The organism is Namhaeicola litoreus (assembly GCF_042679565.1).
In the GTDB taxonomy this organism is placed as follows: Bacteria; Bacteroidota; Bacteroidia; order Flavobacteriales; family Flavobacteriaceae; genus Namhaeicola; species Namhaeicola litoreus.
Map to the genome: position 1 here is coordinate 651,371 of NZ_JBHTMY010000003.1, position 25,212 is coordinate 676,582.

At 33.2% G+C, this 25,212-nt stretch carries 20 protein-coding genes; 5 read left to right on the plus strand and 15 right to left on the minus strand.

Translation table 11 applies throughout. The features are described 5' to 3' along the window. Positions 1-24: 24 nt before the first annotated feature. Positions 25-3,435, plus strand: coding sequence for a hypothetical protein (locus tag ACFQ39_RS10195; protein WP_377178684.1), 3,411 nt, complete (start codon positions 25-27; stop codon positions 3,433-3,435). On the opposite strand, the gene ACFQ39_RS10200 is transcribed toward ACFQ39_RS10195, so the two are convergent. From ACFQ39_RS10200 to clpB, 4 genes are all read right to left on the minus strand, one after another. Then, entirely contained in the window at positions 3,436-3,804 is a 369-nt protein-coding gene (locus ACFQ39_RS10200; protein ID WP_377178686.1) for a hypothetical protein, read from the minus strand. 107 nt (positions 3,805-3,911) lie between these two features. Beyond that, a complete protein-coding gene (locus ACFQ39_RS10205) occupies positions 3,912-6,500 on the minus strand; it encodes a phosphoenolpyruvate carboxylase (RefSeq protein WP_377178688.1) in 2,589 nt (862 codons plus the stop codon). Positions 6,501-6,680: 180 nt separating this feature from the next. Beyond that, positions 6,681-7,100, minus strand: a complete 420-nt coding sequence (locus tag ACFQ39_RS10210; protein WP_377178690.1) for an Hsp20/alpha crystallin family protein — start codon at positions 7,098-7,100, stop codon at positions 6,681-6,683. Between the two features lie 220 nt (positions 7,101-7,320). After that, positions 7,321-9,909, minus strand: a complete 2,589-nt coding sequence (gene clpB / locus ACFQ39_RS10215) for an ATP-dependent chaperone ClpB (protein WP_377178692.1) — start codon at positions 9,907-9,909, stop codon at positions 7,321-7,323. Between the two features lie 161 nt (positions 9,910-10,070). On the opposite strand from clpB, the gene ytxJ reads away from it, so the two are divergent. Beyond that, positions 10,071-10,448 (plus strand): bacillithiol system redox-active protein YtxJ, encoded by a 378-nt coding sequence (ytxJ, locus tag ACFQ39_RS10220; protein ID WP_377178694.1) that lies wholly within the window; start codon positions 10,071-10,073, stop codon positions 10,446-10,448. Here ytxJ and fahA read toward each other — a convergent pair. Then, positions 10,445-11,746, minus strand: a complete 1,302-nt coding sequence (gene fahA / locus ACFQ39_RS10225; protein WP_377178696.1) for a fumarylacetoacetase — start codon at positions 11,744-11,746, stop codon at positions 10,445-10,447. The two genes, ytxJ and fahA, sit on opposite strands and share 4 nt — an antisense overlap. A 102-nt stretch (positions 11,747-11,848) precedes the next feature. Between fahA and ACFQ39_RS10230 the strand changes: the two genes are divergently transcribed. The 3 genes from ACFQ39_RS10230 (at position 11,849) to ACFQ39_RS10240 (ending at position 16,225) form a co-directional block, all read left to right on the plus strand. Further along, positions 11,849-13,123, plus strand: coding sequence for a serine hydroxymethyltransferase (locus ACFQ39_RS10230; RefSeq protein WP_377178698.1), 1,275 nt, complete (start codon positions 11,849-11,851; stop codon positions 13,121-13,123). A gap of 68 nt (positions 13,124-13,191) precedes the next feature. Next, positions 13,192-15,060, plus strand: coding sequence for a CBS domain-containing protein (locus ACFQ39_RS10235; protein ID WP_377178700.1), 1,869 nt, complete (start codon positions 13,192-13,194; stop codon positions 15,058-15,060). After that, positions 15,044-16,225, plus strand: a complete 1,182-nt coding sequence (locus ACFQ39_RS10240) for a succinylglutamate desuccinylase/aspartoacylase domain-containing protein (protein ID WP_377178702.1) — start codon at positions 15,044-15,046, stop codon at positions 16,223-16,225. The genes ACFQ39_RS10235 and ACFQ39_RS10240 overlap by 17 nt, the downstream gene beginning before the upstream one ends. A gap of 12 nt (positions 16,226-16,237) precedes the next feature. Here the strand turns inward: ACFQ39_RS10240 and ACFQ39_RS10245 are convergent, their stop codons facing one another. The 10 genes from ACFQ39_RS10245 to ACFQ39_RS10290 form a co-directional block, all read right to left on the minus strand. Further along, positions 16,238-16,876: an outer membrane beta-barrel protein gene (locus ACFQ39_RS10245; RefSeq protein WP_377178704.1), complete on the minus strand. Its 639-nt coding sequence runs from the start codon at positions 16,874-16,876 to the stop codon at positions 16,238-16,240. Between the two features lie 37 nt (positions 16,877-16,913). Further along, on the minus strand, positions 16,914-17,867 hold the full coding sequence (locus ACFQ39_RS10250) for a transketolase family protein (protein WP_377178706.1): 954 nt from the start codon (positions 17,865-17,867) through the stop codon (positions 16,914-16,916). Between the two features lie 53 nt (positions 17,868-17,920). Then, on the minus strand, positions 17,921-18,505 hold the full coding sequence (locus ACFQ39_RS10255; protein ID WP_377178708.1) for a Maf-like protein: 585 nt from the start codon (positions 18,503-18,505) through the stop codon (positions 17,921-17,923). 1 nt (position 18,506) lies between these two features. Further along, positions 18,507-19,400: a geranylgeranylglycerol-phosphate geranylgeranyltransferase gene (locus ACFQ39_RS10260; RefSeq protein ID WP_377178710.1), complete on the minus strand. Its 894-nt coding sequence runs from the start codon at positions 19,398-19,400 to the stop codon at positions 18,507-18,509. Between the two features lies 1 nt (position 19,401). After that, positions 19,402-19,860, minus strand: coding sequence for an SsrA-binding protein SmpB (gene smpB, locus ACFQ39_RS10265; RefSeq protein ID WP_377178712.1), 459 nt, complete (start codon positions 19,858-19,860; stop codon positions 19,402-19,404). Between the two features lie 68 nt (positions 19,861-19,928). Further along, positions 19,929-20,753: an ion transporter gene (locus tag ACFQ39_RS10270; RefSeq protein WP_377178714.1), complete on the minus strand. Its 825-nt coding sequence runs from the start codon at positions 20,751-20,753 to the stop codon at positions 19,929-19,931. Beyond that, on the minus strand, positions 20,750-22,705 hold the full coding sequence (locus ACFQ39_RS10275) for a hypothetical protein (RefSeq protein WP_377178716.1): 1,956 nt from the start codon (positions 22,703-22,705) through the stop codon (positions 20,750-20,752). Before ACFQ39_RS10275 ends, ACFQ39_RS10270 begins: the two co-directional genes overlap by 4 nt. Then, positions 22,705-23,787 (minus strand): exonuclease domain-containing protein, encoded by a 1,083-nt coding sequence (locus ACFQ39_RS10280; RefSeq protein WP_377178718.1) that lies wholly within the window; start codon positions 23,785-23,787, stop codon positions 22,705-22,707. Before ACFQ39_RS10280 ends, ACFQ39_RS10275 begins: the two co-directional genes overlap by 1 nt. A gap of 6 nt (positions 23,788-23,793) precedes the next feature. Further along, positions 23,794-24,804 (minus strand): M28 family metallopeptidase, encoded by a 1,011-nt coding sequence (locus tag ACFQ39_RS10285; protein WP_377178720.1) that lies wholly within the window; start codon positions 24,802-24,804, stop codon positions 23,794-23,796. Positions 24,805-24,827: 23 nt separating this feature from the next. Further along, positions 24,828-25,208 carry a Rid family detoxifying hydrolase gene (locus ACFQ39_RS10290; RefSeq protein WP_377178722.1) on the minus strand — a complete coding sequence of 127 codons (381 nt, stop codon included), beginning with the start codon at positions 25,206-25,208 and terminating at the stop codon, positions 24,828-24,830. Positions 25,209-25,212 lie beyond the last annotated feature (4 nt).

Consider the following 25,212-nt stretch of genomic DNA (forward strand, 5'->3'; position numbering starts at 1 on the left):
TTGAGCTTGCCGAATCATTTTTTCATGAGAAAAGTTTTGCTTGTCGCCTTTATATTATGCTTTTCAAATTCTTTCGCGCAAAGTAAAGATGGTTTTATTTTAAAATGGCTCGAAGTTACTTCGCCTGTCTTACAAGTTGATAGCGTTAGTATAATGACTACTTCATTTGAGGTGAGAACTACCGATGATGAGCTTATAGAACCTTCAGAATATCATATTGATTTTTCAACGGCTGTATTGACTTTGCTCTATCAAGATTCCGATTTGCCAGAAAGGATTCATGTGAAATATAAAAGATATCCGGACTTTTTAACCAAAACTTATTCAGGAATAGATCCGTCAATCATTCAAGAAAAGACAACCGATCTTACCGAAATGTATAGTATATCTGATAAAACTAGAAATGCTCCCAATGAATTGTTTGAGGGTTTAAAGAGTTCAGGTAGTTTATCTCGTTCCATTACAATTGGCAATAACCAAGATGCGGTTGTGAATTCTAATTTCAATTTGCAAATAGAGGGCAAACTAAATGAAAAAGTGTCTTTAAGATCCTCAATTACCGATAATAATATTCCCTTGCAAGAAGGAGTTTATACCCAAAGATTAAGAGATTTCGATAGGATCTATTTGGAAATTTTAGGAGACCATTGGAATGTGAAAGGTGGTGATCTCAACTTAACTAAGATCAATTCATCTTTTATGAATTTTAATAAAAAAATAACGGGAGTTAGTTTTGGAGGAGAAATTGAAGGAGATAGAGGGAGTCATTCTTTCTATGCTTCAGCTGGTTTGGTGAGGGGTAAGTTTTCAACCTTTCAGTTTACGGGTGTGGAAGGGAATCAGGGGCCATATAGAATTTTAGGTCCGAATAGAGAACAATATGTGTTTATATTATCGGGAAGTGAGACTTTGTATTTAAATGGAATACCTTTAAAAAGAGGTGAAAATGAGCAATATATCATCAATTACGCTACTGGAGAAATTACTTTTACTTCTCTGTTTACCGTAAATGCAAATATGCGTTTCACACTAGATTATCAATTGGCTGAAAATAATTATACTAGATTTATTACAAATGATGGTTATAAATATTTTTCAGAAAAGTTGTCTGTGCATTTTGATTATTACAATGAAACTGATTCAAAAAATAGACCAGCCCTTCAGGACCTCACAGATAATCAAAAAGAAATTTTATCAAATGCCGGTGATAACCCTTTAAAAATGGCGAGTCTGTCTGCAGTAATTTCAGAATATTCCCCCAACAAGGTTTTATACCGCAAAGTGAATACATTAAATGGTGAAATTTATGTTTACAGTAATAATCCAGAAGATGAACTATTTGAAGTGAAATTTTCATTTTTGGGCAACAATCGAGGAGATTACGTGCTGGAGAGAAGTATAGCGGCTGGTAGAGTTTTTGCTTATATAAGTCCGATAAATGGTGTGAAACAAGGTAGTTATGAACCGATCTTCCTTTTGGCGGCACCAGTTTCTTTGCAATTAATTGATTTGAACATCAATTATCATCCGAATAAAAAGACAAATGTTATAACAGAGTTAGCCGCAAGTAATCAAGATTTAAATCTTTTTTCTTCTCAGGATGATAGTGACAATCAAGGTTTAGCAACAAAATTTTTATGGGATCAAAAGATAATCGATCGAAAATGGGATCTTTTTTCAAGTGTAAATTATGAATTTATCACGAAAAATTTCAGAACTGTTGAACGATACCGAAATATAGAGTTTTTACGCGATTGGAATTTACAGAATCAGCCAGGATTAAGTAAGGAAAATCAATCATTCTTTACAGGTGGATTTAGATTTTTAAATGAGAATAGGGGGCAAATTACCTATCAGTTTCAAAACTTGAAACTAGGAGAATCCTTCAAAGGAAATAGAAATATAGTAAAAACCTATTACAATTTTGAACAAACCCATATAAATTGGGAAGGAAGTTTTTTAACCGGAGAATCTGATTTGGAAGAAAGTACTTTTTTCAGATCCTACTTTAACCTACAACAAGAATTTGGAAATTACTGGGCAGGCCTAAGATCCGTAGTAGAATCTAATGAGATAAAGGAATTTAATAACATTTTAGACCCTTCAAGTCATAAATTGTTTGATATTCATGGGAATATTGGTGTAGGTGATAGTGCTAAAACATTTGTACAATTGGGTTATTTATATCAAAAAGTAGATAGCGTAAGAGCAAATAATTTAGAGAAGGTTAACCATGCGCATTATTTTTCAATAGAGGGCAGATGGAGTCCCTTTAAAAGAGGTGAGTTCAATGCTAATATTGGATACAGACAGGTTTTGCCGGTTGAAATGAAAAAAGAAGAAACATTAAATGGACGTCTGACTTACAATCAATTTTTGTGGAAAGATTTTGTGCACTTCAACTTCTCCTATCAGACTAAATCTGGAGTTCTTCCTCAACAAGATTTTTCTTATGTAGAAGTAGAGCCGGGTAAAGGATTTTATACGTGGATAGATTTTAACGGAAATCAAATACAAGAATTAGACGAATTTGTTATTGCTAGCTTTCCAGACGAAGCCATTTATATTCGTGTTTTGTTGCCCAATCTAAACTATATCAGATCACATGAGAATAGTTTAAGTCAAGCTTTAAACATTCAAGCCAGATCATGGCAAAACCAAGAGGGAATAAAAAAGGTAATCTCTCATTTTAGCAATCAATTTTATTATTTGATAAAATCAAATCAAAAGAGAGGTGAGGGGAGTGTTAATTTTAACCCCTATGCTAACAATGAAGAAGATTTACTTTCTCTTGATAATCAAATTCGAAATAGTTTTTTCTTTAATAGAGGCCTACAAAAATTTAGCACTGGTTATATTTTCTCAGAAGGAAGGAAAAAGAATTACTTTTTGATAGATGATCGGGATCTTTCAATTCGAAACCATCAATTTTTGTTCAATCATCGTTTGGGTACTTTTTGGCTTTTTGAAATAAATGGAGAAATAGGTAAGACCATTTCATCGTCTGAACTTTTTGCTAATCGAAACTACGAAATTGAAAATTTTACATGTAGACCGGCCATTTCCTATTTGTTCAATAATCAGACAAAATTTGATTTTCATTATCAATTTAAAAAAAAGGAAAACCAACAAGCTGATTTTGAAAACTTACAAGCACATAACTTTGGTGTAAGTGGAAATTGGGCAAATGCAGATAAATTTAACCTGATTGGGTCTTTGAATTATATCATCAATGATTTTGAAGGAAACCCGAATTCTTTGATAGGTTATCAGATGTTAGAAGGATTAAAATCAGGTAAAAATATGACTTGGTCAATAAATTTTCAAAAAAGAATATTTACTTATTTGGATGTGAACTTTGCATATTTAGGAAGAAAATCAGAAGAAATTAAGGCCATTCATACTGGTACAGTGCAACTTCGCGCAAGCTTTTAATTAATCAAAACCAATCCAGTCTATTTTGATATAGCCATTTTGGTTGAGATCTTTATTTCCTGACTTTGCGATATATTCCGGAACTAAATTATTCCAAATTTCTGTATCATAGTGTATTCCATCTCCAACAATAGCTGTGTATTCTACATTTCTATTTAGTGCGACATTGTCGAGTAAAACTGTTTCTCCCTGGTTTGCGCCTACCAATTTTATTGTTGCAACAATATTTTCTGCATTGACAACAAATGTATGTTTGCCTGCCTGATTAAAGGCATAACTGCCAGATATTTCTTTTAATTCATCGTTGGTGCTACAAGAAAAGAAAGGAACGATCAAGCAAATCACCACAAAGTTCTTTAAAAATCTCATAATACTTTTTTTAACAGGTATATGTGGTATAACGCTGTTCTAAAAGCAATTATTGTCTTTCATCTAAATAATTGTACTGATGCTTAACGAATTAAGATATTTTTTAACTAAGCGGAATTTCTACTTGCATTGATGTTTCCAAATAATGATCGTGTGACAATAGTTTCGTAAGTTTCCAATTCTTCTTTATCTGGATTAGATTCTAATTTTAATTTTTGTAAATGCATTAATGCGTATTGCTGAATGACCAATAGCGGTAATACTATAGACTCTCTTATATCGATAGATGCTTTTCCTTCCGGGTAATTCTCCATTAATTCTTTTTGGTTAGCCAATTGTAGACACAATCTTTTCGTGGTTTCAAATTCTTCATAAATCATTCGCCAAAAAGAACCAAATTCTGGATCCGATGCCATGTATCGCGTCAATTCGAAGTTTGATTTTTTCATTGACATCATGCTGTTTTCTATCAGACTTTTGAAAAATTTAGACGAGTTGTACAAGTCAATAAGTTCGTTAAACCTGCCTTCATTTTCATATTTTTTCAAAGCTGTACCTACGCCATAGAAACCTGGTACATTTTGTTTTAACTGACTCCAAGACCCTACAAATGGGATGGCTCTTAAATTACTGAATTCTAACCCAGATGACTGACCTCTTTTTGAGGGTCTACTACCAATATTTGTTTTTGCATAATAATTTAGCGTACTTATATTTTCTAAATAGGGTAAAAATTTTGGATGACTTTTAAAATCCACATAAGACTGATAGCTCAAATCCGCTAAATCGCTCATTAATTTCTTTTGCTCGTCTGACATCCTGTTTTTAGCCCCTTCAAACAAATGATTTGAAACGCCCGAACTCACTAATTGTTCTAAATTGAATTGAGAAGAATCAATCGTTCCGAAATTAGAGCTGATCGTCTGACCTTGAATAGTTAATTGTATCTCAGAACTTTCAATATCCGGCCCCAAAGACGCGTAAAACTGATGAGTTTTACCTCCACCTCTTGCCGGTGGCCCTCCACGACCATCAAAAAAGATGACCCTAATGTTATTTTTTCTAGAAATTCGAGTAAGATTTTCTTTCGCTTCGTAGATAGACCAATTCGCTTTTAAATATCCTCCATCTTTCGTGCCGTCAGAAAACCCTAACATCACGGTCTGTTTATTTCCTCGTGATGCCAAATGCTTTTTGTACAGTTCATTGTTGTACAATTGCTCCATAATTTTAGGAGCATTCGTTAAATCATTCACAGTTTCAAACAATGGGACAATATCAAGTGGTAGATTTCCTGTGTAACCTGAAAGCTTAAACAATGAAAATACTTCAAAAATATTCAAGGCACTTTGGTTGTTGCTAATGATATATCTATTTGAACCTTTTTCACCATTCCATTCTTGAATTTGTTTCATTGCCTGTATTGAACCGAGGGTGTTTTGTGTAATTTCGTCATCTACATAATCTACCGGAATATTATTTTCGAGGCTTCCTAGGTGTTTTATCTTTTCTTCTTCACTAAGCTCTTGATAGTTTTTAGGAAAATCTTTTGCTCCAGAATTTTGCATTTTTTCTACAATGCTTTTCAAAACACTACTATGAATCCTGCTGTCTTGACGAATATCTAATGAAGCAAAATGGTACCCAAAGAGATTAACCTTTGCGATTAGATCTTCTAATTCTTGTAAAAACAATGATTGATGATTACTGATAACGATTTCTCTAATTTTCTTAAGTTCTGATTTGATTTCTTCAAGACTAATGGTCGGTTTTTCATCAGGATTTGTAAAACTTTCGTAAAGTTTGTTTTCGAGATTAGATATTAAGGGTTCAACATTTTTGAATGTTAACCTTCTCTTGAGTTTTCTAATATCTCTATAATAATTTTTTATGGCTGTATTCCTTAGCCTGTGAGCAACCTGTAAAGTAATATCAGTAGTTACAAAGGGATTCCCATCTCTATCTCCTCCAGGCCAAAAACCTAAATTAATTACCTCATTATCAATAAATCTATTGTCGTACACATTGCTTTTTAAATAATTGAATATGGTACTTACAGAGTAATAAAAAACATTCTCTAAATACCATGTTAAATTGATCGCTTCGTCTAAAGGTGAAGGTTTTCTTTCTTTTAGGAAAGGTGTTTTTCCTAATTGTGCTAATAATTTTTTTATGAGAGTTAAGTCGTTTTTCTCAATAGCGGTGGTTAAGTCTGTAATAATTCCTAATACTGAACCGGGATAAAACTGTGTTGGGTGAGCGGTAAGTACAACGCGTACCTTAAAATCTTCCAGGTATTGTTGTAAGGCTTCTTTTTTATTTTGTTCAAAGGCAATTTCTTTGGTATTTCGAAGCGTACCAATACCGTCCATATTGTTGACAATAGGAAATGCAGCATCTTCAACAGCATCAAATAAAACTACCTGTCTTTCAATATATTGAATAAATCTGAACATCAAATCTATTTTGTCTTGTTCAGATGGGTTTTCGTCATATTTTGCAAAAAAATAATCAATTATTTCCTTAGGATTTTTACCCTGGGCTAAGCCGTTTTCACAAACTTGTTTAAATAAAGGAAGTAACACACCAGTATGTCCAATATTATCAAAAGGCAGCGTAATAAAAATACTGTTATAGATCTGAAACTTTGAGAGTATATTTTGGTTGAAACGAGTTAGTTTTGGCTGGGTAATCATATTTATTTTTGATTTTAGAAAACAAAAATAAGGTTTAATCAATAACTAGTAAGGATTTTAATAAAAAATGAAATGTCCAAATCTATTTTTGATTTATACTTAAAAAATTGCCATTTCCCATAATGATTAAATAAAAAAAAGCTACTAAAATTAGTAGCCTTTCATTTGTTTAGATTGAAATTATTTTACTTCAATCATCTTGGGTTTTTGTACCACCAATTCTACTTTCGGAATGGTTATATTTAACTCACCATCTTTATAGCTAGCCGAGATGTTTTCAGCTTGTACAAGGTCTTTTGGAAGTGTAAAAGTTCTTTTAAATGTTTTAAAATTGTACTCTTTAAGAGTGAATCTTGGTTTGTTTTCTTCATTTTCACTTTTTACTTCTGCAGAAACAGTTAATATTTCTCCATCAAGATCAATGGTAAAATCCTTTTTATTCATTCCAGGAGCGGCCAAACTAAGTACAAAATTAGTTTCGTTTTCTACAATATTGGCTGCTGGAGTTTTAAAACGAAAATCATCATTTGTTTTAATGGCAAGGTCGTTTAATAATTCATCGAAAACTGTCGAGAATATCGGATTTCTTTTTACTAACATATTTATAGATTTTTAAGTTATTAATTCTATTTTCAATCTATACTTCAAAGAAAATGCCAAATAAAAAAAGCGAAAAAATGACAGTATTAAAGCTTTATATGATGACAATTTGTCTACTGATTATCAATTTATTATGACAAAAAAGAACCTCGATCAAAAAATGATCGAGGTCTATGGTGATAAATTTTTTCAACAATTAATAAAAGGTGTCTAATCTACATTACTTGTTTCTAAATACAAATTTATCATTGAACGAATCTAATAAAATTTCACTTTGTGCGGAAATGTTTCCGGCCAAAATTTCTTTAGATAATTCATTTAACACTTCGCGTTGAATCACACGTTTGATAGGTCTGGCACCAAATTGGGGGTCAAACCCTTTTTCTGTTAAACTTTCTATTGCTTCAGGAGTAGCGCTAAATTCTATGTTTTTATCCCGTAACATTTTTTTGAGAAGATTTAACTGTAGGGTTACAATTTGAGCCACTTCCTCTTTGTTAAGTGGAGTAAACATGATGATTTCATCTATCCTGTTCAAAAATTCTGGGCGAATGGTTTTTTTCAATAAGTTGACTACCTCTATTTTTGTCAATTCAATGACCTGGTCTCTGTTATTCATATCGATATCTTCAAAGTTATTTTGGATAATATCTGAACCCATATTGGATGTCATAATGATAATGGCATTCCTAAAATCAGCTACACGACCTTTGTTATCAGTCAATCTTCCCTCATCCAAAACTTGTAAAAGAATATTAAATGTATCTGGATGCGCCTTTTCTATTTCATCCAACAATATAACAGAATAAGGCTTTCTCCTCACGGCTTCAGTTAATTGTCCGCCTTCTTCATAGCCTATATAGCCTGGAGGGGCACCTATTAATCTACTTACCGCATGTCTTTCTTGGTATTCACTCATATCAATTCTTGTCATGGCCGATTCATCATCAAAAAGATAATCAGCAAGTGCTTTTGCCAATTCTGTTTTACCCACCCCAGTTGTTCCTAAGAATAAAAAGGTTCCGATTGGCTTTTTACTGTCTTGTAAACCTGCACGAGATCTTCTCACGGCATCGGCAACGGCTTGTATTGCTTCATCTTGACCAATTACTTTTTTGTGTAATTCATCTTCTAACATAAGCAATTTTACTCGATCACTTTGAAGCATTTTTTGTACAGGAATTCCAGTCCATTTTGCCACAACTTCAGCAATATCTTCACTAGTTACTTCCTCTTTAATCATTGCTGTTTCCTGATTCTTTTCAAATTCACGCTGTAAGTTATTGAGAGTTTCTTCTTCTTTTTTGATTTTACCATAACGCAATTCGGCTACAAGTCCATAATTTCCTTCTCTTTCTGCTCTTTCGGCTTCTAGGTTATATTGCTCAATATTCTTTTTGGCTTCTTGAATTTTGTCTACGATCTCTTTTTCGCTTGTCCATTTTGCGTTGATTTCATTTCTCTTTTCTTTCAAATTTGCCAGTTCTTCTTTTAAACTCGACATTTTTTCTTTGTCATTTTCTCGTTTAATAGCTTCCAGTTCGATTTCTAATTGCATGATCTTTCTGTCGAGCACATCCAATTCTTCTGGTTTGGAATTGATTTCCATACGCAATTTAGCAGCAGCTTCATCCATTAGATCGATGGCTTTATCCGGTAAAAATCTATCGCTGATATACCTTTGAGATAATTCGACAGCAGAAATAATAGCACTATCTTTTATCTGAACTTTGTGATGATTCTCGTACTTGTCTTTGATCCCCCTCAAAATAGAGATAGCACTTTCGGTATCAGGCTCATCTACCAGCACTTTTTGAAATCTTCGCTCTAAAGCTTTATCTTTTTCAAAATGTTTTTGATATTCATCCAAAGTAGTTGCGCCAATGGCTCTTAACTCACCTCTGGCCAATGCGGGTTTTAGTATGTTGGCAGCATCCATTGCGCCCTCGCCACCCCCAGCACCGACCAAAGTATGTATTTCATCTATAAAAAGAACGATGTCTCCTTCGGATGAAATTACTTCTTTTACAACAGACTTGAGTCGCTCTTCAAATTCTCCTTTGTATTTTGCTCCAGCTATTAAGGCACCCATATCTAAGGAGTAAATTACCTTATTCTGAAGGTTTTCAGGTACATCGCCTTTTACAATTCTATGAGCAAGTCCTTCGGCGATGGCTGTTTTACCCGTACCTGGTTCTCCTATGAGGATAGGATTGTTCTTTGTTCTTCTTGACAATATCTGAAGAATCCTTCTGATTTCTTCATCTCTACCAATAACCGGATCCAGCTTACCTTCATTGGCTAATTGATTTAAATTTTTAGCGTACTTATTCAATGCATTGTAGGTATCTTCAGCACTTTGCGATGATACTTTTTGTCCCTTTCTAAGTCCTTCTATACTTTGTTTTAAGTCTTTTTCATTTATGCCATTGTCTTTCATTAATTGTGCTGTAGCATCTTTTGATTTTAACATTGCCAACAATAAATGTTCTAACGAAACATATTCATCCTTCATGTCCTTGGCAATCTTGCCAGCTTCCATTAAAGTGTTGTTCGCACTTTTAGAAAGCATGATTTCGCCTCCCTCAACCTTAGGGTAGCTTTGGATGATACTCTCCAGCGTTTGCTTAAATAGATCTACGTTTACCCCAAGTTTGTTTAAGATGTAAGGAGTAAGGTTTTCGTCAACTTCTAAGATTGCCTTAAGTAGATGCGCATTTTCTATTTGTTGTTGTCCCAGGCCGTAAGCAATTTGCTGTGCTTTTTGTATAGCCTCTTGTGATTTTATAGTGAAATTATTGAAGTTCATTTTTTTATATTTAAGGTTCAATGGATATGGTCAATTTGTGTTCCAAGTCATATAAATTTGCAAAAACAAGTCAAAATGTCGTCTTAAACGTAAAAAAGCTGACTAAATGACGTGCTGTTATATTTGTGAATTAATTTATTTTTGTTTTTCAATTGGTAACAATGAATTTAAGACCTACTTTCTTCAGTAATAAAGCGGATAAGCATAATAATCTTTTAAAATGGAAAAAGTTAGAAGATGTTGAGGAATTAGATAAACTTGCGACTACAGCCTTAAATCAAAAGATTATTATTTTTAAACACAGTCCACGTTGTGGGATAAGTTCTGCTGTTTTGAGAAGGTTTGAAGCGAAACTAATGGATAAGGGTAATAACGATTTAGTTTTTCTAGTTAATGTGTTATCCGATAGGGAATTATCAAAAGTACTTGCCGATAAATTTAAAATCACACATCAATCTCCACAAGTTTTAATCATAAAAAACGAGAAGCTTTTAAGACACGCTTCTCATTATGACATTTTAGATTTAGACATTGATTAAATGCCTTCTTTGGTTTTTTTTATAATACCCCTGCATTCACCAAATCCAAGGCGAATTTTATCGTTCTTACAATAACCTCTTAAAATTACTGTATCTCCGTTCTTCAAAAATTTACGATCTGTACCATCTTTCATTTTGATGGGTTCTTTCCCATTCCATGTGATTTCGAGCATAGAGCCGAAACTTCCTTTTTCTGGGCCGCTAATTGTTCCACTGCCATAAATATCCGCAGTACAAATGTTACAACCATTACTTGCTTGATGTGCTAGTTGTTGATAAACAGACCAATACATGTGTTTTAGGTTTGTTTCGCAGACAACAGCTTCTTGTTTTCCTTTAGGTTTAATCGATGCTGATAAATTGATATCGTAATTATTCTTTCCTGTTTGTCGTAAATAGGGTAATGGTTTAGGATCTTGTTCAGGACCGTCAACTCTAAAAGGTTGAAGTGCATCCATGGTAACAATCCACGGTGATATAGAAGTGGCAAAACTTTTCCCTAAGAAAGGACCAAGTGGGGCATATTCCCACGCTTGAATATCTCTTGCGCTCCAATCATTTAATAGAACCATTCCAAAAATATATTGGTCCGTTTCACCAATCGGAATTGTGTTGCCTAATTTATTTGCACCTGTAGTAATAAACGCCATTTCAAGTTCAAAGTCCATTGATTTAGTAGGACCAAAAGTGATTTCTTTTTTACCATTTGTTTTTCTTTGACCTGCAGGTCTTCGAATACCTGTACCCGAAATAACAATAGAAGAACTTCTTCCATGGTATCCAATGGGGATATGAAGGTAATTAGGTAATAACGGATTTTCTGGGTCTCTAAAAATACTGCCTACATTTGTCGCGTGTTCTTTGCTAGAATAAAAATCGGTATAATCATTTACCGAAATTGGCATAAGCATTTCAATATCCTTTTCATCAAATAAAATCTCTTCCCTGTGTTTTTCGTTATCTCTTAAAATAGGGTTGTTTTCATCAAAAATTTCAGCAATTCTGTTTCTTACAGCTCTCCATGTCTTTCTTCCATCATCTATAAAGTCATTGAGATTATCTTGCATAAATATATCTTCCGTCAGTGGGACTCCTTCAAAATATCCCAGTTGATGGAGGGCAGCAAGATCTATACACGTTTTACCAATTCTCGTTCCAATGGTGATCACATCATGTTTTGTGATAAATACGCCGAAAGGAATATTTTGGATAGGAAAGTCTGAATATGAATTCACCTTAATCCAAGATTTTCTCTTAGGATCATTTGCTGATATTTTTACTATGGGGGAATTGCTCATGTTTATATATTTTAAGATTCAAATATATAAGTTTATCCTTATTTGCAAAATGATTTTACTATTTTTGACCGATTTTAACAAAACTTAATTTTTTTAGTAACCATGCAACGTGATCAGCAAATATTTGATTTAATCAGACAGGAAAAGGAAAGACAAACTAACGGACTTGAATTAATCGCTTCAGAAAATTTTGTGAGCGAGCAGGTACTTGAAGCTGCAGGTTCAGTATTAACCAATAAATATGCTGAAGGATATCCGGGTAAAAGGTATTATGGAGGTTGTGAGGTGGTAGATGAGGTAGAGCAATTGGCAATAGATAGAGCGAAAGAGCTTTTTGGTGCATTTTATGTCAATGTACAACCTCACTCAGGTTCTCAGGCTAATGCAGCTGTATATCAAGCTATATTAAAACCCGGTGATAATATTTTAGGTTTTGATCTTTCTCATGGTGGTCATTTAACGCATGGTTCTTCGGTTAATTTTTCGGGTAAACTTTACAAACCACATTTTTATGGGGTAGAAAAAGAAACTGGCGTGTTGAATTACGATAAAATTCAAGAAACAGCAACGAAAGTAAAGCCTAAGATGATCATCGCAGGTGCTTCTGCCTATTCAAGAGATATAGATTTTGAAAGATTTAGAGAAATTGCAGATAGCGTAGGTGCGACCTTGGTTGCAGACATTTCACATCCTTCCGGACTTATCGCAAAAGGAATTCTAAACGATCCTATGCCTCATTGTCATATAGTAACCACAACAACCCACAAAACGTTAAGAGGTCCAAGAGGCGGAATGATTATGTTGGGTGAAGATTTTGAAAATCCACTGGGTGAAAAAACACCTAAAGGAGAGGTGAAAATGATGAGTGCCATGTTGAACAGTGCTGTTTTTCCAGGAATGCAAGGCGGACCATTAGAGCATATCATCGCTGCCAAAGCTGTTGCTTTTGGCGAAGCATTGAGTGATACTTTTCTGCATTATCAGATTCAAGTAAAAAAGAATGCTGCAGCTATGGCAAAGGCATTTGTAGCAAGAGATTATCAAATTATTAGCGGCGGAACAGATAATCATATGATGTTAATTGATTTAAGAAACAAGAATATTTCTGGTAAAGAAGCGGAAAATGCTTTGGTGAAAGCCGAGATTACTGTGAATAAAAATATGGTTCCTTTTGATGATAAATCTCCATTTGTTACTTCGGGAATTCGTGTGGGAACTGCGGCCGTGACCACCAGAGGACTGAAAGAATCCGATATGGAGACAATCGTTTCGCTTATAGATCAGGTTATTACAAACCCAAGTGATGATGCCGTTATTCATAAAGTTGGAAAAACAGTAAATGAATTGATGAGTTCAAAACCACTTTTTGTTGATTGATAAAAGTGACCATAGTCATAATTTAGAAAAGCATTTAATCTTATATTTAAAGATTGAATGCTTTTTTTATGGGCTCACTTACCGTTAAAGAAATTATTGGTTTAGAAGCACAGCGTGAATGTTTAGGTCATTTGTTGAAAGATATAGAAATACTTGATCAAATGATTGTGAATGACTTGTTAGAAACAGGCATTACAAGAATTGGGGCCGAACAAGAAATGTGTTTAACCGATTTGGATTTTCATCCGTCCAAAAAAGCTTTGAAAATTTTAGAAAAACTCGATAGTGATTATTTCACGACTGAGTTGGCATTATTTAATATGGAATTAAATATTCGCCCCGTTGAACTGCGAAATAAATGTTTTTCAGATTTGGAAGCAAAGTTAAAAACACATTTAGCAAGGGCTTATGCATCGGCAAAAGCAGAAAATGTAAATGTTATTTTAACTGGAATTTTACCAACAATTAAACAAAAAAATCTCTATTTAGACCATATTACGCCCCTGAATAGATATACCACACTTAACAAAATTCTCAAGAAAATAAGAGGGAACGAGTTTAAGCTTCATATTAAAGGTGTTCATCAATTTATTGTTACCCATAGGTCAATTTTATTTGAAGCTTGCAATACCAGTTTTCAAGTGCATTTGCAACTTGATCCAACAAAAATGATTGATGAGTACAACTGGGCTCAAGCAATTGCCGGACCTGTTCTATCTGTGGTTACTAATTCTCCATTATTAATGGGTAGAGAATTGTGGAGTGAGACTAGAATTGCATTATTTCAACAAAGTGTAGATCTTAGAAATGCTTCCTATCTTTTAAGAGAGCAAAAGGCGAGGGTTGCTTTTGGGACAAATTGGATTAAAGAATCTATTTTAGAATTATATAGAGATGATATTGCGAGGTATTCACCCATATTAACTTCTGAAGAATATGAAAACTCTGAAGCTCTCTTTAAATCAGGAAGTATTCCAAAATTAACAGCATTAAATTTGTTCAACGGTACATTGTACAAATGGAATAGGCTTTGTTATGGCGTATCAGATGGCAAGCCTCATTTAAGAATTGAAAACCGTTATATTCCGGCAGGACCAACTTTGGTGGATGAGGTGGCCAATACTGCTTTTTGGGTAGGTTTGATGAAAGGATTACCAGATAAGTATTGTAATATTTCTTCCAAAATGGATTTTGACGATGCAAGAGGTAATTTTGTTCGAGCAGCTAGAACAGGATTGCAAACATGTTTTGATTGGTTCGGAAAAACTACAACCGCCTGCGAATTAATATTAGATGAATTATTGCCAATTGCAAGACACGGTTTAAGAAAAGAAAAAGTGTCTGAGCAAGATATAAAATATTATTTGGGCATTATTGAGAAGCGGGTCAAAGCCAAAGAAACAGGTAGCAGTTGGATGATTAAAAATCACCGAGCATTAAGAAAAAAAATGACTCGAGAATCTGCAAATTATGCACTTACTGAAGAAATGTACAAAAATCAAAGCTTAAATTTACCTATCACAGAATGGCCAAAAATGCAAGTTCATCAGCTGAGGAATGATGATTTTTTAAGGAAAAAAGTCGAACGGTTTATGTCTACAGAGTTATTTGTTGTAAATGAAAATAGTTTAGTTGAACTGATTGAGAAAGTGATGAAATGGAAAAAAATAAATCATATACCTGTTGTAAATAAGGAGAATAAATTAGTGGGGCTGATTACACGAAACAGATTACAAAATTATTCAGCCTTTGATTCAGAACTGCCTATTATGGCAAATGAGATTATGGAAAAAGAATTGTTTACCATTTCACCAGAAAAAACAATGGAGGAAGCTGAAAGAATAATGAAAGAAAAAGAAATAGGTTGTCTGCCTGTACTCGATAAGAGTGATTTGGTAGGCATAATTACAAGACATGATTTTGAAAAACGATATTAAAACAAAGAGGCTAATTGAAATAAAAAAAAATAGGGAAAGAATCATTGGAAAGGTTTTGAATAATTTAGATGATCAGACCTTTATTTTTTTTGCAGGTATTCATGGGAATGAAAAGGCCGGAGTCTTGGCGGCTAGGCGAGTCTTAACTCAATTGGAAAAACAAAAAGACAATGTCCAGGGAAATGTCTATTTTATTTACGGTAACAAAAAGGCTTTAGATCAGGAAGTTAGATATCTTCAAGAAGATTTGAATAGAATTTGGAGTTTGAATAGAATTGAAAAAATCAAAGACAACATAGATGAAAATAACCCTGAAGAGTTTGAACAATTTGAGATTTATAAGGCCGTAAAAGATATCATTACAAAACACAGGGGGACCAAATACTTTATTGACCTTCATACGACCTCTTCTCCCACACAGCCATTTATTACAATTAGTGATTCTTTGAATAATAGAAAATTTTCCAGTTGTTTTTCGGTACCTGTTATTTTAGGCTTAGAAGAATATTTAAATGGGCCACTTTTAACTTTTATGAATGAGTATGGCTATATCTCATTGGGTTTTGAAGCAGGAGAACACTACAGTCAAGAAGCTATAGATAATTGCGAGGCTTTTATATGGCTTTCGCTATATTTTGGACATTGTTTAAAAAAGAAAGAAATAATAGGGTTTGATGTTTTTGATAAACGCTTAAATAAATCTTCAAAGAACAACGATTTTTTTCAAATCGATTTTCGTTATTCAATTCAAAAAGACGAAAATTTTAAGATGATAAATGGTTTTGTAAATTTTGATGAAATCACTAAAGATAAATTGTTAGCATACAGCGATGGAAAGGAGATTAGGGCTGTAAATAAAGGCTTGATATTTATGCCTTTATATCAAAATTTAGGCGAAGATGGTTTCTTTATCATCCATAAAATATCTAAAAAATGGTTGAAACTATCGGCTTTTCTAAGAAAATATAATGCTCATCATTTATTGAGAATTCTCCCAGGTATCCAAAAGCACCCTGACAATCCATTTACACTAGTTGTCAACCCCATGATTGCTACATTTATGGCAAAAGAAATATTCCACCTATTTGGTTACAGGCAAAGAGTTTTGACTGGAAAAAATTATCACTTTATAAAGCGTGATCGAAAGATCACGCCTTTTCCTTAAAATGAGATCTTGTTAAAACTTATAGTATACGCTAAATATAACTTGTTGTGGACTTGTGTCAACCCTTACAGTACTTATATCTGAAGCGTTTGGTCCTGCAGGGTCACCTCTAAAGATGGCTTCTGTACCGGATAGTCCTAATTCCCATCTCACATCTGCTCCCAAATTTCCTAATTCTAAGCCCAATCCAACTTGACCGTTTACTGAAAAATCGTCTGAATCAATTTTTTTGACATTATCAAAAATATCAGTATCAGACAAATCAGTATCAAAAGCATAAGAGAAAGATGGGCCGATAAGGAATCTTCCCAGACCTAAAAATTTAAATCCTAATAATACTGGTACATCGAACTTGTTCATTTCAAGTCTAGATTTTTTCCCAGCTTCCTTGTAGGTGCTTTCAGTATGCGTGTAAAGTAATTCCGGGCGAATATACAGCCAAAGGGGTAAATTTATTTCAGAAAAAACACCCACGTGAAAACCTGTTTCTTCGTTAGATTTAATTTTGAAGTCGTCCTCAAAACCCGAAAGGTCTTGCAAACTTCCGTTAGAATTATAATTCAAACCACCTTTAAGTCCATACTCAATAAACTGGGCATGAGTAATTTGAAAGCATAAAAAAAAGATAATAAGTGTTAATAGATTTTTCATAGTTGAAAGATTTGTTTGTTGAAAAACAAATTTACAACTATTTTCTTTTTAATACTTTTTTTACAGCTTTGAAAATAGCTTTGTCATTTAAGCCATATTTTTCCATTAATTGGGCCGGTGTAGCGCTTTCTCCAAAACTGTCTTGAACAGCAATAAATTCTTGAGGAACCGGATTATTCTGAGTTAAAACCCTCGCAACACTTTCTCCGAGTCCACCATAATAATTGTGTTCTTCACAGGTAACTACACATCCTGTTTTGGCAACAGACTTTAGAATTGCGGCATCATCAAGAGGTTTGATCGTATGTATATTGATAATTTCTACAGAAATTCCTTCTTTCTCCAATTGCTCCGCAGCTAAAATAGCTTCCCAAACTAAATGTCCGGTAGCCAAAATCGTTACATCTGAACCTTCATTTAAGAGTAAGGCTTTTCCTATTTCAAATTTTTCATTTTCAGGCATAAAGACAGGAACTGCGGGACGTCCAAATCGGAGATATACAGGACCTTCGTAATCTGCAATAGCAATTGTTGCCGCTTTGGTCTGGTTAAAGTCACAAGGATTAATGACTACCATGCCCGGTAACATTTTCATTAAACCAATATCTTCTAAAATTTGGTGAGTCGCACCATCTTCGCCTAAAGTTAATCCTGCATGCGAAGCACATATTTTCACATTCTTACCAGAATATGCGATAGATTGACGAATTTGATCATAAACTCTTCCTGTTGAGAAATTTGCAAAAGTACCAGTAAAAGGAATTTTTCCTCCTATGGTCAATCCCGCGGCAATACCCATCATATTTGCTTCGGCAATTCCAATTTGAAAAAACCTATCAGGATTCTCTTCAATAAATTTTTCCATTTTTAAAGAGCCTACTAGATCAGCGCATAGAGCAACTACATTGGGGTTTGTTCTTCCTAGTTCGGCTAAACCGGCACCAAATCCCGATCTCGTATCTTTTTTTTCTGTAAATGTGAATTTTTTCATGGTTTATGCTTTATGCTCAGAATTTTATTTTAGGCTGCAAAAATATAAAAATATTAACCCTCTGCGGTAAATTCTTCTAAAGATGTGTACAATTTTTCTGTAGGTAAGCCCATAACATTAAAATAGCTTCCCTCAATCTTTGTGACAGCAATTAATCCAATCCATTCTTGGATTCCGTAACTGCCAGCTTTATCATAGGGTTTAAATGATTCTAAATAAAATTTGATTTCTTCTTCCTTCAATTCTTTAAAATATACTTTAGTCATATCATGTTTGATGACTTGTTTTCTATTTGAAGTTAGACAAATTGATGTAATAACTTCATGCATCCTCCCAGATAATGACTTGAGCATTGAAAAGGCTTCGTGATAGTTTTTAGGTTTTCCAAGTGCAGCATTATCTAGCCAAACTATGGTGTCGGAAGTTATCAAGATTTCATCTTTTTTTAGTTCTTTCAAAAAAGGTTCTGCTTTTAGGATAGCCAGAAAATTGGTTATTTCTTCTCTTTTTAAGGTAGGCGGAAAAACTTCTTCAACCTCTTTTAATCTTATTTCAAAAGGAATTTCTAAGGCTTTAAGAAAATCTTGTCTTCGAGGTGAAGCAGAGGCTAGAATTATTTTATATGGGAAATTTATCATTTTAAAAAAACAAAATGCTTAGAATACCGATAAACATAATTAATTTTAGTTGTTTGGTGGACTTTGTATAATCTGAGGGTTTATTATTTTTATTAATTGAAATTGCGAAATAGAGCAAAGGGAATATTACGCCTAAAACTAAGTACACTTTTAGATAATTGGATGATATTTTATAGATAAAAATAATAACAAAAATCAAAGTAATACTGGTAAGGAAGACAAGAACAGTATTTGTTTTTTGCAAGCCAAGTTTAATTGGTAAACTAGAAGATTTAGAGACAATATCTCCCGGAATATCCTCAGCGTCTTTTGCTATTTCTCTTAATAAGGTAAGTAAAAAGGCAAAAATGGCAAGTGCAGTTATTCGATTTTCAGATTCTATTTTTTCGAATTGAAAAGAAGTGTTTTGTATGGGATAAAGTTCAAATACATTGAAATAATAAATACTTATAAAAAGCAAAAATCCTACAATTAAATTACCTATTAAAAATTTGTATTTCAATACTTTAGAATATGTTATTAAAAGTAGAAAAGGGATTAAAAAAAAGATAAAATAAAAGGGTCTATTTAACCGATAACTAAAAAGTAAACCCAATAAAAGACCAAAGCAACTCAATAAAACATAAAATATTTTAGCTTTTTTTACTGAGATTTTATCTCCCACAATCAAAGATTTATTTCTATTGATTTTATCTGTTTCCAAATCACATACATCATTTAGAACATAACCAGCGGCCATAATAAAAATGATGGAAAAAGATAATAAAAGATAATTGCCAGTATTCAGGTTTGTTTGAAAGGGTAATTGTTCGAGAATAGAAAATTTTATCAGTACAAAAATCAAAATCATCATCATGAGGTTTTTGATACGCACTAATTTCAACCAATACTTCATTTTATTGGTAAATCTTTTTAATTCTCGCAAGATCTCTTTTGTTGTCTCTGTCTTTAATTGTTTCTCTTTTGTCGTGTAATTTTTTACCTTTTACCAGTGCTATCTGAAGTTTGGCCCAGCCTTTTTCTGTAATAAAAAGTTTAAGTGGTACAATTGTTAAACCTACATTTTGTACCTCTTTTGCTAATTTTTTTAGCTCCTTTTTCTGTAGCAAAAGTTTTCTTGCACTTTTAGGTAAATGATTGTAGAAACTGCCTTGCTGATATTCTTCAACATACATGTTAATGACAAAAAGTTCTCCCTTCTCATTAAATTCACAAAAGCTTTCCGTAATTCTAGCTTTCCCTAATCGTATTGATTTTATTTCTGTTCCACTCAATTGAATACCGGCAATATAAGTGTCTAGAATATCATATTCGAAACGCGCTTTTTTATTCTGTATGTTGATATTCTTTTGCATGTTACAAAACTATAAAAATAACCAACAATTAATTATTTAAGTTGATGAATTCGAAAACAGGTGGTATTTTATTTTTCTAGACTTGATCCACAAGAATAGCAATATTTAGCGTTGTCCTTGTGGTATCCGATTGTGCAGTTGGGGCAAGATTGTGTATTTATATCAATTTTTTGTCCAGTTTGCTTTGTAAATTCTGCGGTCACAATGCCTGTAGGGATTGCAATAATTCCGTAACCTAAAATCATTACTACACTGGCTAGCATTTGACCTAGTGCTGTTTGAGGTGCAATATCACCGTACCCCACGGTTGTCAATGTGACTATAGCCCAATAAACACTTTTTGGGATGCTCGTAAAGCCACTTTCATCTCCTTCAATTAAATACATAAAAGTGCCAATTATTAGACAAATAATAAATACTGCCAGTATAAAAACTAAAATTTTATGACGACTTGCTTTAAGTGCTTTGGCTAATTTTTCGGATTCTCCAATAAATCGAACCAATTTGAGAATTCTAAATACCCTAAGCAATCTTAAGGCTCGCAGCGCAACTAAGGCATGTGCTCCCCCAAAAATGATAGAAATATATTTTGGAATTGTTGATAGCAGATCAATGATGCCATAAAAGCTGAAAATGTATTTTGAAGGTTCTTTAACAGAAATAATTCTCGCAATATACTCTATGGTGAATAAGATGGTGATAATCCACTCTGAAACATTGAAGAAAGTATGATATTTAGCATCGAGTTCTTTGACACTTTCGAGCATGACAAGTGCAATACTGAATAAAATGAGCCATAGTAAAATTACATCAAATCGCTTTCCAGCTTTGGTATCAGCTTCATAAATAATTTCGTGTAACCTTTCTTGCCAATTTTTCTTTTTCTGCGTCAATTTGAAATAGTTTTATCTAAAATTATAAAACTATTTTGAAAGTTGATGATTTGACTAAAGAATTCTTTCAAATATGCATATTCTGAGACCTCATAAATTGATTTTAACAGGTTTATCTTGTAGTATAAAGTTATCTTATTCCCATGGTGCGAAATTGTACTTGTAAATGAACCACCATTTTTTGGGATAGACATATTAATTGGTACAGGAAGCGAGGTCACCGAAAAACTTTCAGGAAATTCAATTTCAACAGCATAAATATCAGTTTTTTGATATCCAAAATCAACAGGATAATTACGTCTATTTAGTTTTAAAGGATTTTCTTCCAAGGAGAAAAGAAATGGATTTATATATAAACTATTTCCAACGATTTCAGCGGAATTTGATCTAAGTATATAATTTTCTTCTATTGGTTTTTCTAAATCTTGAAAATCCTTGACTATAAAATTGGTTGGTTCAAATTTATGCCCCGAAATGGATTTGGTCAGATTATTATTAGAGAGTTTTTCTCTCTCAATGAACGCTTCGTATCCTGTAAAAGTTTCATTTGCCGAACCCTCTAATGTTCCATCTTCGTTAACTGTTAGTTTTAAGGTTCTTCTTGTTGCATTTATCCTGTTAGGTATAATATCTGCCCAAAAACTACCATCTTCAATGTCAATAACCCGTCCATATTGGTTTAGGCATTCAAAAGGTAGAAAACCGAAGGGTAATAACTTTTGGGAAGCATCGAGAAAATAGGGTCGATCATTGATATTTACAAAAACAGACAAATAATTAAAGTCAGTAATAACGGGATGTATTTTAGTTGGCCTACCAAATGATCTAGTTGCAGATAAAAAGATTTTTGCATCAAAACCTGCTGCATTCATTGCATGCAATAAGGTTAGATTGATATCAGGTACACCACCTAAATTCGAATCGTACATATCTTTTAATGAGCGATCATCAAAAATATAATCTTTAGATGGGTCTAATGTGTAATGATTCTGAACAAAATGATAAATACTTTTCGCTTTTATTAACGGATCGGGATTTGAAAATAATGAATCCGGTATGTTCTTTCTGAAATAACCTTCAAGTGATGATTTATTTAAGTCGAATAAGCTTTTTAACTTTCTATCAGCGTCACTCCAAGTAGTTGTATATTTTGTAGAGGTTCCATCTAATTTAAAGGCTTCAGCCAGTTCAAATTCAATATGGGCAATATAGTTTTTGGGAGATGTAGAATATACATCATCTTCTATAAAGCTTGGAATATCTTTCATTACATAGGTTCGTTCATCACAAGGTTGATCAACGCCATTACCAGGATCAAAACAATTTTTTTTCAATTTTGCATCTCTTAAAGACAAAGGATAGTATCCGGTATAAGTACCATTATAATTCCAAAAGGCTGGAATAAGCGCATGGTATTCACTGTATAATTTCGGTATTTCTGATTGGAAATACCACCCTCTAAGATTGAAAAAGAATTCAGATTCTATGATATAAGAATATTCTAAGACGCTACCTTCTTTAATATTGGGTAGCGTAAAAACCACTTCATGCCAATGATCGTCTATTTTATTTTGAAAAATATTCTTTGGAGATAGATAATGATCAGGTTCGCCAGGACTATGCGTTATACCTTTGATCTTCTGGACTATTTCCATTCCACCCTTCTGATCATCATAAATTTTAACACTGACATTTCCGTAATCGACTCCTTCTTTATTAAAAATTTTAATTTTTTTGTAAATGGTGGTTTCAAGATGAATTCTATTGTTTTGAGGTACGAATTTGACATCGCATTGTTCAAACAAGACTAAAGCATTAGCGGTGGTGTCATTTGGATAACTTGGCATGTTCATCTCTTCCATTGAAACACTTCCAAATTTTGGTATTACATTTTGGGCATTGCAGGAAATCCCAAGAAGTAATAGGATAATCCATAATCTTAATAATTTCATTAATCGAATCTAATAATTTTTTTAACTTTTTCTTTCTTTAAATACTCCTGAACAATTTTCTCTGTTCCGTCGTTGAATTTCTTTTTGGATATCAACGAACGAAGTACGTCAATATTATTTATTTGGTAATTTAATTCTACATAACCATAACCAATGAGTTCATTTTTCTCTATCAACACAACAGAATTCTCATCTTGATTTCTTCCAGAATCTATTAAAATCAAATTTGGATTTGTAAAATCAGATTTCTCTACAATTTTCTTCTTGAAAGGATTAAATTTGGGTCTATTTGAAAAAACTGATTCCATAAATTTAATTTCCTTGACCAAATTACTTCCAGTCTCTTCAAACGAAAGTGATTTCATCTCCTTCCTTATTTTATTCGCTTTTTGCGTGCTGGTGAGAAAAAGCTTATTTACCTCTTTCTTTAAATTGTCAGCTTTGTTGATATATATAATCTCTTTCCTGTAATTAAAAACAAAAAATAAGCCAGCAGTGTTAGGCAGATTTTCAAGTATTTTTAAATACTTTGAAGAAAGATCTCTACTTCGATCAAATTTGACTGCTTTTTTTACAATTGCTTTTTCTTCGTCTTTTTGTAAAAGGATTTTAAAAAGTTTTAGAGTGGCCAACGCATCTCCTTCGGCCCGATGTCTATCACTAACAGGGATACCCAATTTTCTACAAAGTTTTCCTAAACTGTAAGATTCTAAATCAGGAATTAAGGTTTTGGTGAGTTCCACCGTACAAATTGTAGGCCTATCAAAATCATATCCCAATTGTTTAAATTCATTGTGAATGACTCTAAAATCAAAAGATGCGTTATGCGCCACTAACACACAATCTTTAGTAATCTCTACAATTCGTTTAGCAACTTCATGAAATTTAGGGGCATTTCTAAGCATACCCTCATTGATCCCTGTAAGTTGTTGTACAAAAGGCTGAATAGGTTTTTCGGGATTAATTAGTGTTGAGACTTTGTCTCTAATTTCCTGACCGTCAAAACGATAAATGGCAATTTCGGTTAAACCCTCCTCATTGTATTTACCTCCTGTAGTTTCTATGTCTAAAATGGCATACACAAAAAATTAATTGGTATTTAAAGCAATTCGTCCTTCTTTATTAACTATTTCCCAAGCCGTGTAAAAGATCAAATTGGTTCTTTTGGTTAATAATTCATAATTTATTTTGTCTGCTGTATCAGTTGGTTTGTGATAATCTTCATGCGTTCCGTTAAAATAGAATATAACTGGAATTTTGTTTTTTGCAAAATTGTAATGATCGCTGCGGTAATAGAAGCGGTTTGGATCTTTCTCGCTATTGAAAGTGTAATCGAGGTCCAATTTTTCTGTCGTTTGATTGACCTGTTCAGATAGGTCATGTAATTCGGTACTTAATTTATCAGAACCAATCAAATAAATATAATTTGGATTTTTTTCATGCTTCTTATCTATCCTGCCAATCATATCAATATTTAGGTTTGCCACTGTTTTATTAAGCGGAAATATTGGGTGTGAGGTATAGTACTTTGATCCAAATAGACCAATTTCCTCACCCGTCACATGCAGGAATAAAATAGATCTTTTGGGACCCTTACCATCTTTTTTGGCCACTTGGAAAAGTCTGGCAATTTCCATGACTGCCACCGTACCTGAGGCGTCATCGTCTGCACCAAAATAAATTTGGCCATCCTTATTGCCTAAATGGTCATAATGTGCGGAGATTACTAGAATCTCCTCCGGAAAGTCAGTACCTTCAATATAGGCCAACACATTTTCACTGCCATTTTCGGTATTTTTATTAAAGAATTCCTTTGGTATTTCTTGAAAATAATTTCCGTTTTCCATCGGTGATAATATGCCCAGGTCTCTATAATAGTTCGCTAGGTATTGACTTGCTTTTTTTTGCCCGGGTTTTCCCGTCTCTCTTCCGTTAAATTCCAGAGAAGCAATGTGGATCAAATTCTTTTTTAATAACGCTTCATCGCTGGCATAGTTTGCAGTAACTGAAAAAACCTCCTCGATGGAAGACTTTTGCGAACTACAAGCAAAAAATAAAACAGTAACAAATAGCAGAAGTAAATACTTATTTCGATCCATAAAACAGGATTTTAATTTAATCATCAAATAACCGCGATCATGGATATTTCTACATTTACATTTTTAGGCAAAACAGAAACTTCAACAGTTTCTCTTGCAGGGGCAATCAATCCTTCAAAATAACTACCATAAACAGCATTAATTGCGGCGAAATTATTCATATCAGAAATGAAAATAGAAGATTTTACAACGGCTGAAAAATCTGTTTTGGCCTCTTTTAAAATGGCTTTTAAATTTTCCATCACTTGCTTGGTTTCTGATTGAATATCGGATAAAATCAATTCATTTGTTAGTGGATTTATGGCTATTTGACCTGAAATATATAAGGTATTTTCCGATAAAATAGCTTGGTTATAAGGGCCAATAGGAGCCGGAGCATGTGTAGTTTTTATAATTTTTTTCATGATT